The sequence below is a fragment of the Cupriavidus sp. MEYA8 genome (genome assembly GCF_059278825.1).
The window spans coordinates 184,964-200,879 of the sequence record NZ_JCAEMD010000003.1; the positions used below are offsets into that span (position 1 = coordinate 184,964).

Consider the following 15,916-nt stretch of genomic DNA (forward strand, 5'->3'; position numbering starts at 1 on the left):
CTCCGAAGTGGCCCCTAATTCCGGGAAGCCGTCGCCCCTCGACCTTGCCCCAAAAGAATCAATTGTGGGCCGTTTAATCGATTAGCCAAGCCTAGCCGACGGTTGAGCAATATTTCAGCACTCAGCCGGTTTGGCATCTCAAACTGTCATGAATAAAGTCCATTGCATTGTCTGGAATGCCACGCTGCAAGCTTGGGTCGTTGCGTCAGAGCTTGCCAAGTCGCGCGGCAAGAAAAAGAGCGCACGTCGGGCAATCCGGCAAGTGCTGGCATTGGCCACGCCGCTTCCCCTGGTTGGTGCGTTGGCATTGCTCAATCCAGTGCAAGCGGCGACCCTGACCTGGTCGCCGTCGGGGGCGAACTCCGGCGGCACCGGCACTTGGGATCTGACCAGCAGCAACTGGTATAACGGCACGATCCTGGCGCCGTGGAACAATCTGGCGGGTGACAGCGCTAGTTTTGGCGGAACCGCCGGCACGGTGACAGTGGCTGCGCCGATGGTGGTGCAGGATCTGCTGTTCGGCGTCAATGGCTACACTCTTCAGGGCGGCTCCATTGCCACGGCTTCGGCGCAGTCCAGAATTACGGTGGCCGGTGGCGCCACGGCCACCATCAATTCGGCGCTTACCGGGACCGGGTCGATCTTGGCGAACGGCGCGGGCAGGTTGGTCCTGGGCGGCACCAACACCTATACGGGCGGGACGTTCGTCGCCAAAGGCGGCACGCTGCAGGTCTCCAGCGACAGCAATCTGGGGGCGGCCACCGGGTCGCTGACGCTCGGCGACACGACGACCGCCGGCACGCTGGCGATCACGGGCGTGTTCAGTTCGAACCGGGCGACGACGCTCAACCAGGGCGGCGGCACAATTGACGTCGCTTCGGGGAGCACGGCGACCCTGGGCGGCGTGCTGTCTGGGGCTGGCGCGCTGACTTTGACGGGGGCTGGCACGCTGGCGCTGACTGGCACCAACACGTACACCGGCGGCACGACGATTTCCTCGGGCACGCTGCAGCTGGGCAGCAACGGTACGACGGGCTCGATTGTTGGCAATATCACGGACAACGGCACGCTGGCGTTCAATCGCAGCAATTCTTACACCTATGCCGGCATCATCTCGGGGACCGGCGCCGTGCAGCAGATCGGTAGCGGCACCACCGTGCTGACTGGCAACAATACCTACACTGGCGGCACGACGATTTCCTCGGGCACGTTGCAAGTGGGCAGCAACGGTACGACGGGCTCGATCGTTGGCAATGTCACGGACAACGGCACGCTGGCATTCAATCGCAGCGATGCCTACACCTATGCCGGCGTCATCTCGGGCACCGGCGCCGTGCAGCAGATCGGCGGCGGCACCACCGTGCTCAGCGGCGCGAATACCTATAGTGGCGGCACGGCCATCAAGGCCGGTACGCTGCAGGTGTCGAGCGACAGCAATCTGGGCGCAGCCTCGGGCGGCATCTCTTTCACCGGAAGCAGCTCGCTGTCGGCCACCTCGGCCTTTGCGACCTCGCGCAATATCTCGGTGGCCAGCGGCGTCATCGGTTACGCCAACACTACGAACGCGGCCAACACATTGACCCTGAATGGCGTGATCTCGGGCGCCGGCGGCTTCGGTATCAATGGCGGCTCTGTGACGCTGACAGGCGCGAACACCTACAGCGGCGGCACGACCCTCTACTCGGGCATTTTGGGGGTGTTCAACGACGGCAACCTGGGGGCGGCGGGCGGCGGGATTACCTTTACCAATACGGCCGGCAGCCTCCGATCCCTGGCAAGTTTCGCGACGTCGCGCAACGTGGTGGCGGGTTCCGGCACCTTCGGCACCTTCGATGCCTTCAATGGCACGACGTTAACGCTAAACGGAACCATTTCTGGCGCGGGTAGCGTCGTCCTATACGGCAATGGCACCCCCGGTGGCACGGTGGTGCTGAACGGCACCAATACCTATACGGGTGGCACTTACTTCTGGACGGGGAGCCGGGGGGTGGTGTCAAGCGATAGCAACCTGGGTGCCGCGTCGGGTGGCCTGACTTTCAACAGGGGGACGCTGGCAACGGGGGCGAGCTTTAGCACCGCACGCAACGTTACGCTCGCCGGCCAAGGCACACTCGACTTGGCGGCCGGCACCACGCTGACCATGAGCGGTACGATCACCGGTGCCGGTAACCTGACAAAGAGCAATACCAGCAGTACTTTGGTGCTCACGGGGGCCAATAGCTCCACGGGCACCACGACGATCGCCGGCGGTACGCTCCAGGTCGGCGCTGGCGGCACGTCGGGGGCGCTAGGGATGGGCAGCGTCGTCAACAACGGAAGCCTCGTGTTTAACCGGAGCGACAGCACGACACTCGCGAACGCCATTTCTGGCACCGGCACGCTGACGCAGGCGGGTACCGGGACCACGGTGCTCACGGGGACCAACAGCTATTCGGGTGGGACGACGGTTTCTGCCGGTGCACTCTATGTCAACGGCAATTCGGCCAACGCGCATGGCGCAACGACGGTGGCCGGCGGTGCCACGCTCGGTGGCTCGGGCACGATTGGCGGCAACGTCAGTCTGGCGGATGGCGCCACCCTGGCGGCAGGCGGGATCTCCAGCCCAGGAACGTTGACCATCAACGGCGATCTTGCGCTGAGTGGCGGCTCGATCCTCAATTACCGATTCGGTCGGGCCGGAACCGTGGGCGGCACGCTGAATGATCTGACTCAGGTCAACGGCAACCTGACGCTGGACGGAACGATCAACGTGACTGAGCCCACCGGCGGCTTATTTGGCCCCGGTGTCTACCGTGTCGCCAACTACACCGGCGCGCTGACCGACAACGGTCTGGCGGTGGGGACGTTGCCAACCGGTTTGGCCGCGACGGTGCAGACCTCGGTGGCCAAGCAGGTCAACCTGATCGCTACGCTGAATGTCCCAATGAGCTTCTGGGATGCTGTGGGTGCGAACAACGGCGCGGTCAATGGTGGCACGGGCACATGGCAAAGCTCGGCAGGCAACGCAAACTGGACGAACTCCAGCGGCGCCACCAACGGCGCATTTGCCAATGGCAATTTTGCCGTGTTCCAGGCATCCCCTGGTACGGTCACGGTCGACAATAGTTTGGGTCAGGTCACGACCTCGGGCATGCAGTTCGCCTCGAACGGCTATGTTGTGAACGGCGGCCCCATCAGTCTGTTGGAAACGACATCCGGCAGCGGTGCCGCGACGGTGCGCGTGGGCGATGGCACAGGGGCCGGCGCCGGCTACGTGGCAACGATCGGCTCGGTCTTGCAAGGTAGTGTGGGTCTTGCCAAGACTGACCTGGGCACGCTGATCCTGGCAGGTGCCAATACCTATAGCGGTGGCACCACCATCACGGACGGGACGCTACAACTGGGCGACGGTGTCACCAATGGCTCCATCGTGGGCAACGTTACCAATAACGGCACGCTGTCCTTCGATCCTGCCAGCGGGACGACCCTGAGCTATGGCGGCGTGGTCTCGGGGACGGGGGCGGTCAGGCAGATCGGCAGCGGCACCACGGTGCTGACCGGTGCCAATACCTATACCGGCGGCACCACCATTTCTGCCGGGACGCTGCAGCTGGGGGATGGTACGACCAACGGCACGATTACCGGTAGCGTGACCAACAACAGCCGCATGGTTTTCGTCCCGGCGTCAGGGACCAGCCTCGTGGAGAACGCCAGCATCGCTGGTAGCGGTAGCGTGACACAGAATGGCGCGGGTACGACGGTGTTGACCGGTGCCAATACCTATACCGGTGGCACGACGATTGCGTCGGGCACGCTGCAGTTGGGCAACGGTGGTAGTACAGGGTCGATCGTCGGGAACATCGTCGATAACGGCTCGCTGATCTTCAAACGCAATGTGAGTGGTGGCTACACCTATGCCGGTGTGATTTCCGGCAGCGGTAGCGTCACGCAATCTGGCGGCACGCTGGACCAGAACGGCACGCTGACCCTGAGCGGCACCAATACTTATACCGGCGGCACGCAGTTCAAGAGCGGGGTGCTGGCGGTTTCGAGTGACAGCAACCTCGGCGATGCTTCTGGTGCGCTGACCTTTGACGGTGGCGGCCTGCAGGCCTTAACCAGCACGACGACGGCACGCAACATCACGGTGAACAGTGGTGGTGGCTATCTCTTCGGCAACCTGACCCTGAATGGCCCCATCTCGGGTGCGGGCAAGCTGACTGTAGCCAGTGGTACGACGACGATCACGGGTACCGGAAATACCTACAGCGGTGGCACGCAGATCAGCGACTACGCAACCGTGGTGATTGGTTCTGCGGGTGCATTGGGGACGGGCACGATATTCGGCGTAGCTCGTGATTCGGTTTACGGTGGTGGTGGCAATTTGCGGACCACTGCGGATATGACTCTCCAGAATGATATTTCTCTGGGAGGCACTTCCTTCTACGGCAGCACGAGCCAACACTCGCTCAACATCACCACCGCTGCCGGGACGACCCTCACGTTGCGCGGCAACATTAGCGACAACGGCGGCTACTTTGTTCAGAACGGCCTGGGTAAGCTGGGGGCGGGTACGCTGGTGCTTGATAATGCTTCGTACAGCGGCAACCCCGGCGCAGGTTACGTGATCCATGTCGATCAAGGCACGCTGCAAGTTGGTACGGGCGGCACGCGCGGGACACTCGGAACTGATTCAACGAGCATTGCTTCCGGCGCCAATCTGGTGTTCAACCGTAGCGATACCTATACCTACGGGGGGGCGATTTCCGGTGCTGGATCCATTCAGCAAGTCGGCAGCGGCACGACGGTCCTGACTGGGAACAGTACCGCCTTTACCGGCACCACAACGGTCTCGTCCGGCACGCTGCAATTGGGCAACGGCGGCACTTCAGGCTCGCTCACTGGCAATATCATCGACAACGGCTCGCTGGTCTTCAACCGTAGCGATGCGTTGACCTATGCCAATGTGATCTCCGGCACGGGCGCCGTCACAAAGTCCGGAGCCGGCACGCTGACCCTGACCGGCACGCAGACCTATACCGGTGGCACGACGATCTCCTCTGGCACGCTGCAACTGGGGGATGGCACGACCAACGGCTCCATCGTCGGAGACGTGACGAATAACGGCGTGCTCGCAGTGAACCAGGCGTCCGGCACGAAAACCAGCCTGGCCTCGGCCATTTCCGGCACGGGTGCATTCACCAAGAGCGGCTTGGGCACTACGATCCTGACTGGCACCAATACCTACACGGGCGCCACCACGGTATCGGCCGGCACGTTGTACATCGTTGGCAACCAGTCCGCGGCGACGGGCGCCACGACTGTCGCATCTGCCGCGACCCTGGGCGGCACCGGCACGATCGGTGGCAATGTGACGGTGGCCAACGGCGCCACCCTGGCGCCGGGCAGCGAGAACGGCACGGGCGGGACGCTGACCATCAACGGCAATCTGGCGCTCAATAGTAGTTCGACGCTTCATTACACGCTCGGTCAGGTGAATGGCGTGGCGCAGAACAGCCGCATTGATGTCAATGGCAATCTGACGCTGGCGGGCCGCGTGGACGTGTCCGCGCCGGCTGGCGGCACATTTGATCCTGGTGTCTACCGGCTGATCAACTATAGCGGGACGCTGCAGAACAATGGGCTGACGGTGGGCACGGTGCCGGCTGCCACAACGGTGGCCTTGCAAACCGGGGTGCCGGGTCAGATCAACCTGGTCAACACGACGGGCCAGTTGCTGACCTTCTGGGATGGCATGAACTCCGCCAATTACAACAACGGTACTGCCCAAGGCGGTACCGGTACTTGGCGCCTGCTCGGACCGACGGCCTGGGTCGACGTGACGGGCTCTAGCAATTCGACCTACGGGAATCAATCTTTCGCAATCTTTGGTGGCCAGGCTGGCACCGTAACGGTAGACGACAGCTCCGGGCAGATCCTGTCCTCCGGCCTGCAGTTCACCACCGATGGTTATGCGATCAACGGTGGTCCGATCACCCTGGTCAACTCGCCCGTGAACGGCGCAGCCCCCACGATTCGCGTCGGCGATGGCAGCGCGGCGAGTCAAGTCATGACGGCGACGGTGGGCTCCGTGCTGCAGGGATCGACCTCGCTGACCAAGACCGATCTGGGCACGCTGGTGCTGACTGGCGCCAATACCTATGCCGGTGGCACCACCATCAAGGACGGCACGCTGCAGGTTTCGAGTGACGGCAATCTGGGCGCGGCTACGGGCACACTGACCATTGATGGTGGCACGCTGGCGACGACGGCGAGCTTTAGCAGCGCGCGAGCGACGACTCTGGGCGCCAAGGGTGGCGTGTTCGGCACGGGATCTGGCGCGGCGCTCACACTGAGCGGCGTGGTTGGCGGCAGCGGCGCGTTGACCAAAACCAATGCCGGTACGCTGGTGCTGACTGGCACCAACACCTACAGTGGTGGTACCAACATCAATGGCGGCACGCTGCAGGTGTCGTCCGATGCGAACCTGGGTGATGCCGCAGGAGGCGTCACGCTCGACGGCGGCACACTGGCGACGACGGCAACGTTCAGCAGCGGGCGCGCGACGACCCTCAATGCCAACGGCGGCACGTTCGACACAGCGGCGGGCACGGCGCTGACCCTCAGCAGTGCAGTTGGGGGTGTCGGTGCGCTGACCAAGGCCGATACCGGCACGCTGGTACTGACCAATGCCAACAGCTACAGCGGCGGCACAACCATTACTGGTGGCACGCTGCAGCTTGGTGCCGGCGGCACGAGCGGCTCGATCATGGGCGACGTGACGGACAACGGCACGCTGGCGTTCAACCGGAGCGACACGGCGACTTTTGCGGGGACGATCTCGGGCAGCGGAGGCGTCAGCCAGATTGGCTCCGGCACGACCGTGCTGAGCGGCACCAACACCTACAGCGGTGGCACCCTCATTAGTTCGGGCACCCTGGTGGCGCAGAATGGCTCGGCGCTGGGCACGGGTGCGGTGACGAACAACGCGGCCTTGCAACTGGATTTCGCGGCGAATGGTACGGTGGCCAACGTAATGTCTGGCACCGGTTCGTTGACCAAGAGCGGCGCTGGCACGGCCACGCTGACGGGCACGGGGTCCAGCGTCGGGGCAGTGGCGATCAACGCCGGGACGATGGAATTTGGCCAAAACGGGGCATTCCATGCGGCGAGCCTGAGTACTGCCAATGGCGCCAGCATGACCATTGACGCGAACGCAAGCGTGGTGGCGAGCGGCGCGTTCACGCAAGCCGCGGGCTCGACGCTGAATATAGCCGGCTCGCCGTCGCAACCGACGATCACGGCAGAGACGGCGAGCCTGAATGGAACGCTGAATTTGAATTATTCAGCGGCAGCACCGGCGAGCGCAAGCGCGCTGTCCGGTACGCAGATTACGGTGGTGCATACGACCGGCGGAATCACGGGCGACTTTTCGAACGTGTCGCTGGGCGGGGCGACCAGCCCGGTGGACTACCTGCGCGTGGCGGGCCGCGTCAGCGGCAATGACTACAACGTTGGCTACGGTCTGAGTTGGCTCGACGGCCAGGCAAATGGCCACGGCACCTTCACGCTGGCCAGTGCGACGGACGCGTTCAATGTGGATGTGGCACTGGGCAACCAGACGGGGCCGTTTGCCAGCGGATGGGATGGTCGCACGTTGACCAAGGCCGGTGCCGGGACGCTGACGTTGTCGGCGGTCAACACCTATAGTGGCGACACGCTGGTCCACGCGGGGACGCTGCGCACCGGCATTGCGAATGCGTTCGCGCAGAGCGCCAACGTGACGGTGGACAGTGGCGCGGTGCTGGACTTGAACGGGTATGACCAGAGCGCGAACAATCTGAGCGGGGCGGGCAACGTGACGCTGGGCAGCGCCACGCTCACGGCCAACGCCCTGGCCGATACGACCTTCAGTGGCGTGATCAGCGGCACGGGTGTACTGAACAAGACCGGAACGGGTACGCTCACGCTGAGCGGCGCGAACACGTACAGTGGTGGCACGACGATCAGCGCCGGCACGCTGCAGCTGGGCAACGGTGGCACGTCGGGGTCGATCACAGGTAACGTGACGAACAACGGCACGCTGGCGTTCGACCGCTCGGATGTGTCGACGTTTGCGGGGATGATCTCGGGCTCGGGTGCGGTGCAGCAAAATGGCACCGGCACGACGGTGCTGGCGAGCGACAGCACATACAGTGGTGGCACGACCGTCAATGCGGGCACGCTGCAGTTGGGCAACGGTGGCAGCACCGGCAGTGTCCTGGGAAGTATCAATGTGCAGGCTGCTGGTACGCTGGCGGTGAACCGCGGCGGCGCCTTCACGCTGGGTAACGCCCTCACGGGCAATGGCCTGGTAACAGTGAACACCGCAGGCAACGCGTTCGACTTTGCGTTGACCACGGGTTCTGGCTTTGCCGGTACGGTGGCGCTGCAGAACACCACGTTTAGCCTGGGTGGGGTGAACACCACCGCGTTGACCAACGCGACGCTGCGCGCAGACACGGGCAGTAAGACCACGGTGGTCGACGGCAATCAGACGATCGGTGGGTTGGCCTTCAATGGCGGCACGGTTGTGTTCGATGCCAATGCGCCGGAAGCGATCACATCGGCCAGCACGATTACGGCCAACACGCTGGATGCCGGCGGCACGGGCAAGGTTGGCATCACGGTGCCGCAGCCCTATACGCCCGCCCCGCCAAGCACGCCGAACACGCAGAACCTGCTGCAACAGGATGATGCCAACGTCGGGGTCAAGCTGGTGAATGCCCAGAACATAACCGGCTCAGGCGGTGCGTTGACGTTGGTGGACCAGAATGGTGCCAAGATCACCGCGGCACAGCAGATCGACGTTGCGCAAGGCGGCAACACGGTAGCCAAGGCGACCTATGACTATCGCCTGACCACGGCGCCGGGCGATGGCCTGTATGTCAACTATGGCCTCAAGCAACTGGACCTGCAGTCGGGCCAGACGCTGACGCTGGCCGAGAACACCGGGGCAAGCGGCGCCTCCGCCGACATGTCGGCAAAGGTCACCGGCCTGGGCAGCCTGGCGATCGATGCGGGCGCGGGCGTGGTGTCGTTGTCGAACACCACCAACGACTACACGGGCGACACGACCGTGCAGACGGGGACGCTGCGTACGGATGTGGACCACGCGCTGGGCGGCACGAAGGTGCTGCACATCGCCAATGCGGCCACCGCAGACCTGAACGGCACGACCCAGGGGATTCAACAACTGGATGGCCAAACGGGCTCGACCCTGAACGTACACGGCGGCACGCTGAACATTGCCAACGGCGGCACATCGGCAGGCAGCCTGACGGGCGCGGGCCAACTGAACGTGAACGGTGGTCTGCTGGACGTGCTGGGTGCCAATACGGGGCTGACGACCAACACGGCCATCGCCTCGGGCGCCACGGTGCAACTGAATGATGTGGCGGGTCTGGGCAGCGGCAGCATTGCAGACAACGGCACGCTGGTGCTCAATGGTGCGACTGGTTCGCTGACCAACAACGTGAGCGGAGCGGGTGCGGTACATCTGCTCAACGGCGCGAACGTGACGGCAGCAGGCAACAACAGCGGCTTCTCGGGCATCTTCAACATTGACAGCGCTACAACGCTGACGGCGAGCACGCAGCAGAACCTGGGGTCGGCCGCGATTGCGGACGCGGGCACGGTGGCGCTGGATGGCTACAACGGTACGCTGGCCAACAACGTGAGCGGAGCGGGTGCGGTGCACCTGCTCAACGGCGCGAACGTGACGGCGACGGGCAACAACAGCGGTTTCTCGGGCACCTTCAATATCGACAGCAGCACGACGCTAACGGCAGGCGCGCAGCAAAACCTGGGGTCGGCCGAGATTGCGGACGCGGGCACGGTGGCGCTGGATGGCTACAACGGCACGCTGGCCAACAACGTGAGCGGAGCGGGTGCGGTGCACCTGCTCAACGGCGCGAACGTGACGGCAGCAGGCGACAACAGCGGGTTCTCGGGCACCTTCAATATTGATAGCGGCAGCGCGCTGAACGCTTCAGTCAACACCCAACTGGGCAGCGCGGCAATCGTTGACAACGGCACGCTGGCACTGAAGACTTCCGGCGCGTTCACGCTGGGCAATCAGCTGACCGGTAACGGTCTGGTGACGGTGGACACGGCCAACAACGCCTTCGACTTCGCGTTGAGCGCCGGCAATGCCTTCGCCGGCACGGTAGCCATGGGTCCGGCCAAGTTTGACCTGAGCGGCACGAACACGGACGCGCTGACCCATGCGACGCTGCGCGCTGACACAGGCAGCGTAACGACGGTGGGCACGGGCGACCAGAAGATCGGTGGCATGGCCTTCAACGGCGGAACGGTGGTGTTCGACGCCACCGCACCGGACCAGACCGTGGCCACCAGCACGATCACGGCCAACACGCTGGATGCCCGCGGATTGGGTACGGTACAGATCAAGCTGCCAGCGCTCTATACGCCGCGGGCAGCCACGCCGACCGACTCGAATCTGCTGCAGCAGGATGACGGCAACATCGGTGTGAAGCTGGTGAATGCCCAGAGCACGACCGGCACAGGCGGTGCACTGGCGCTGGTGGATCAGAACGGCAACCCGATCTCGGCGGCACAGCAGATCGATGTTGCACAGGGCGGCAGCACGGTGGCCAAGGCGACCTATGACTACGGCGTGACCACGGCGCCGGGCGACGGTCTGTACGTCAACTATGCTCTCAGGCAACTGGAACTGCAGCAAAACCAGACGCTGACGCTGGCCGAGGATACGGGTGCGATGGGTACGGCGGCCGACATGTCGGCGAAGGTCACCGGCAGTGGCAACCTGGCGATCGATGCAGGCGCGGGCGTGGTGTCACTGTCGAACACCACCAACGACTACACGGGCGACACGACCGTGCAGACGGGGACGCTGCGCACGGATGTGGACCACGCGCTGGGCAACACCAGCACGCTGCACATCGCCAATGCGGCGACAGCGGACCTGAACGGCACGACCCAGGGGATTCTGCAACTGGATGGCCAATCGGGCTCGGCCCTGAACGTGCATGGCGGCACGCTGAACATCGCCAACGGGGGCACGTCAGCGGGCAGCCTGACGGGGGCCGGCCAGTTGAACGTGAATGGTGGTCTGCTGGACGTGCAGGGTGCCAATGCGGGGCTCACGGCCAACACGGCCATTGCTTCGGGTGCCACGGTGCAGCTGCATGATGCGGCGGGTCTTGGCAGCGGCGCCATCGCGGACAACGGCACGCTGGTGCTCAATGGTGCGACTGGTTCGCTGACCAACAACGTGAGCGGAGCGGGTGCGGTGCACCTGCTCAACGGCGCGAACGTGACGGCGGCAGGCGACAACAGCGGGTTCTCCGGCATCTTCAACATTGACAGCGGCACGACGCTGACGGCGAGCACGCAGCAGAACCTCGGGACAGCCACGATTGCGGATAGCGGCCAACTGGTAGTGAACACAAACACAGACTGGAAGCTGGCCAACACCGTGTCAGGTGCGGGCGACCTGATCAAGCAGGGCAGCGGCACGCTGACAGCGGGCGATTCGCTCACCTACAACGGCAAAACCGACGTGCAGGCCGGCACGCTGATCGTGGGCGATGCGACCAAGCCGGATATCACGCTCGGGGCGCAAGGTGCCGGTACGGTGACAGTGAGGCAAGGCGCAACCCTGGCGGGCCTGGGTACGGTGAGCGGACAGGTTCTGAATGCCGGCACGATCAGTGCATTCAACGCGCTGCCAGGCAATGGGGCGTTGACGCCGGCCGCCGCAGAGACGACGGGCGCGCCGACGTCAGCCGCCGCCGGCACGCTGACGCTGGCCAATGGGCTTGTCAACAGCGGTACCGTGAACCTGGCGGGCGCGAGCGTGGGCAACCAGCTGGTGGTCAAGAACGGCTACGTGGGCAACGCCGGAACTGTCGTGCTGAACACGGTCATGGGCGGTGACAACTCCGCCACCGACAAGCTGGTGATCGACAGCGGCAATGCCTCGGGCAGTACGGCACTCGTCATCAAGCACGCCGGCGGCAACGGCGCACAGACCAGCCAGGGCATTCGTGTGGTGCAAACCGTCAACGGCGGCACGACCGATGCGACGGCGTTCAGCCTGTCGGCGGCCTCGGATGGCTACCGCGCCGGTGTGGGCACGCTCGCGGCCGGTGCCTATGACTACAGCCTCAAGCGCGGCGGCGTGGGCGGTGTGGCCAACGACTGGTATCTGAGCTCGGTCGGTACGACCTGCGACACCAACACTACGCTGTGCCCGCCGGCCAATCCAGTGCTGCGCCCGGAAGTGGGTTCTTACCTGAACAACCGCCAGTACGCGCAGACCATGCAGTTCCATACGCTGCATGAGCGCCAGAGCCAGGCTCCCGGCATGGTGGGCAAGGACCTGGCTCAGAGCAGCGACGCCAATGCGTGGGTGCGCGTGGTGGGCAAGACCAGCAGCCGCGAGGGAGCGCTGTCCTCGAGCGACACCTCGTACCTGGTGCACGCCGGTGGTGATGTGGCGCGCTTCAGTGTCGGCGAAGAAGGCAGCATCCGCGTCGGCGCGATGGGTGCCTATGGATCGAGCCACAACCGTGCGGACAACGGCACGCTCACTTCGCGTGGCACGGTCGATGGTTACAACGTGGGCGTGTACGGCACCTGGTACGGCAACAAGGGCATCATGTCCGGCCCATACGTGGACAGCTGGGTCATGTACGGCGCGTTCAACAACACGGTGAGCGGCCAGGGGTTGCCGACCGAGAGCTACAAGTCGACGAATCTGGCGGCTTCTCTGGAGGCGGGATACTCGTTCCCGGTCCACGAGACCGGGGACATCCGCATGTACATCGAGCCGCAGGGCCAGGTGATTGTGTCGAACTACCGCGCCGATACGCACACCGAGCACAACGGCTCGGTGGTATCGGGCGAGTCGGGCACGAGCGTGACCACGCGCCTGGGCGTGCGGCTGCATGGGGAGGTGAAGGACGAGATTGGTCAGAAGCAGATGCGCCCGTTCGCGGAAGTGAACTGGTGGCATGGGCCGAGCTCACAGTCGGTGGTGTTCGATGGAGTGAGTGTGCATGACGGCCTGCCGGCGAACCGTCTGGAAGGTAAGGTTGGCCTGCAGGGCAACCTTACCAAGGCGGTGAGCGTGCAGGGCTCGGTGGGATTCGAGGTGGGGGCCCATCACTACACGGCCGGCAAGGCTCAGGTAGGCGTGAAGTACTCCTGGTAAGCGCCACGACAAGAGCCTGTCCGGATTTTGGCTCTGTCGCGATAAGGCGGGAGGGCACTGTCAACTTGCCGATAGGGAGGCAAGGCCGTGACGGCGGGCCTATTGCTCAGGAAGCGGTTGACGGATTTTGGGCCACTTCGGCGACTTCGTGCCAGGTCGCGAATCTCGCAGCGAGATGTTTGCGATAGAGCGAAGCGCGCAGCAAATGACGCTTGAGCGCGAAGTGCTGTCGGATCGGGCCGAAGTTCGACAGGAAGGCCTGCGTGCGCTTCGGGTCGCGGAATTCACGCATGCGCCGCTCGCGTTCACGGGTCGGCTGGTGGCTGTTCTCGGCGCAATTGTTCACGCGAGCGGCAGCCTTCACGAACACGTGCTTGACGCTGGCCAGCGCCGGGATGTCGGCCTTTGCGGCCGGATAGCTGCGCAGTGGCTCTGTCGCTGTAAGGGAGCGAAGACGAGAAGACTCCTGAGGGGAAAACGGCTCTGTCGCGATAAGGCGGGAGGGGTAGAATCGTCGGCCAGAAATGCTGGAAGCACCTTGATGACGAAGCCGACGAAGACACCCCGCAAGACCTTGCCCGCGGGCCTAACCAAGGTGCTCAAGCGCCTGCACTACCCGTTGGACGTGATCTTGCTGTGCGTGCGCTGGTACGTGGCGTATTCGCTGAGCCTGCGTGATCTGGAGGAAATGATGGCCGAACGCGGCCTCGCGGTCGATCATTCGACCGTGCACCGCTGGGTCATCAAGCTGTTGCCATTGTTCGAGAAAGCGTTTCGTCGCCACAAGCGCCCGGTCGGCAAGAGCTGGCGCATGGACGAAACCTACCTCAAGGTGCGCGGCAAATGGACGTACCTTTATCGCGCGGTGGACAAGGCCGGCAGCACCGTCGACTTCTTGCTGCGCGCTCGCCGGGACAAGGCTGCTGCGCGGCGTTACTTTGAGAAAGCCATTGGCCAGAACGGCGCACCTGATATCGTGACCATCGACAAAAGTGGAGCCAACCTGGCCGCACTGCATGCGGTGAACGCGCAGCGTGAAACGCCGATCAGGATCCGTCAGCGCAAGTACCTGAACAACATTGTTGAGCAGGACCACCGGGCCATCAAACGGCGAACGCGGCCCATGCTCGGGTTCAAGAAATTCCGATGCGCACGCATCATCGTGGGTGGCATCGAGACCATGCACATGATCGCCAAGGGGCAGATGGACTGCCCCAATGGGACCCGTTTGTCCGCCGCACAGCAATTCTATTCCCTGGTTTCATAAACCAGCCCGCTTCACTTGCTGGCTTCGCCGCGCCGGCGTTATCGCGACAGAACCCGTCGCACGTGTTCACCGAGGGCGAATGGCTGCTGGTGCGCACGCTCGCCAACGGACTGGAGTGGTCCTACGGGTGGGAGGCGCCGGCGGCCCAGCGCCTGCGCTTCGTGCTCGATTTCGCGTATGCGACCGGCCTGCGCGCCGGCGAACTCGTCAGCGCAACCCTTGGTGGCATCGATATCGATGCCCATGGCGACCACTGGCTCAGCCTGGTCGGCAAGGGGGCCAAGGCGGGCAAGGTGGCGCTGCCGCCGTTGGCGCGCGTCACGCTCGACCGGTATCTAGTCGAACGCGGCCTGCCAGTCACGCCGGCACGCTGGGACCCGCATACCCCGTTGATCGGCGGCCTTGGTCAGGACCCGGCCGGCGGCATCACGGGCACGCGACTGTGGGCCGTGTTGCGACGATTCTTCACGCAGGCTGCGAACCTGATTCAGGCCGACCACCCGGTTGCCGCCGAGAAGCTACGGCAGGCCAGCCCGCACTGGATGCGGCACACGCATGCGACGCACGCGCTGGCGCGCGGCGCGGAATTGACGACCGTCCGGGACAATCTGCGGCACGCCTCGATCTCGACCACGTCGATCTACCTGCATGGCGACGAGGTGAAACGGGCACGGCAGATCGGCGCGGCGTTCGCCGCATCCTGACCATCTCCGATCGTCGGCCCTTATATCGAAATCGACCTATTACTTGAATTCGATATAACCGTGAGGCTTATGATAGCGGATTGGGCTCATCTTGGCATGACCCCATGAACTGCCCCAATGGGACCCGTTTGTCCGCCGCACAGCAATTCTATTCCCTGGTTTCATAAACCAGCCCGCTTCACTTGCTGGCTTCGCCGCGCCGGCGTTATCGCGACAGAACCGTGCCGAGTGCGTGTCCAGAATGCAGCGCACAACTTCGCCATTCTCAGGCGCATTGCCATGAACCTGCTACGACAGGATCGCACCATCAAAGCCGGCTTGAAGAACCGCCGCATGCTGGCCTGCGCTAACGACTGCTATCTGGCTCAATTGCTTGGCTGGAACGACGTTTAGGGAAAGACTGATTGTGCGACACGTGCTGCTTGCCCGCGGCGTGTCGGTATTTAAGTGTCAGCGGGCAGCGAAGTTCGTTCTTGTCTTGTCACATACGGTACTAGCGTGCTGTGACCTGCTGTGACCTGCTGTACGACCAGCAGTTTCCTACCTGGACAGGCGCGATGAGTAATCGTCGGGTCTGAAGCTCCGGGGACAATGTACCCGTCGAAAGACGTCATGATTCGGCGACGAATGGTGGCGATGCTGCAAGCCGCAACGCGGTGTAGGGACTAGGAAATTTCCGCATGCGCAATAGATGTGAATCGCTGATAAACCTCGTCAATTCCAATG

2 protein-coding genes and 2 pseudogenes are annotated in these 15,916 nt (G+C 63.7%); 3 read left to right on the plus strand and 1 reads right to left on the minus strand.

Translation table 11 applies throughout. The features are described from left to right. Window positions 1-148 precede the first annotated feature (148 nt). Window positions 149-13,219, plus strand: a complete 13,071-nt coding sequence (locus tag AC5WJ1_RS28790) for an autotransporter-associated beta strand repeat-containing protein (RefSeq protein ID WP_494477334.1) — start codon at window positions 149-151, stop codon at window positions 13,217-13,219. 106 nt (window positions 13,220-13,325) lie between these two features. On the opposite strand, the pseudogene AC5WJ1_RS28795 reads toward AC5WJ1_RS28790, so the two are convergent. After that, window positions 13,326-13,655 (minus strand): annotated as a pseudogene (locus AC5WJ1_RS28795) (transposase family protein); the annotation flags it as partial. 105 nt (window positions 13,656-13,760) lie between these two features. Between AC5WJ1_RS28795 and AC5WJ1_RS28800 the strand changes: the two are divergent. Further along, window positions 13,761-14,486, plus strand: a complete 726-nt coding sequence (locus tag AC5WJ1_RS28800; RefSeq protein ID WP_494477335.1) for an IS6 family transposase — start codon at window positions 13,761-13,763, stop codon at window positions 14,484-14,486. A 65-nt stretch (window positions 14,487-14,551) separates the two neighbouring features. Next, window positions 14,552-15,190 (plus strand): annotated as a pseudogene (locus AC5WJ1_RS28805) (tyrosine-type recombinase/integrase); the annotation flags it as partial. Window positions 15,191-15,916 lie beyond the last annotated feature (726 nt).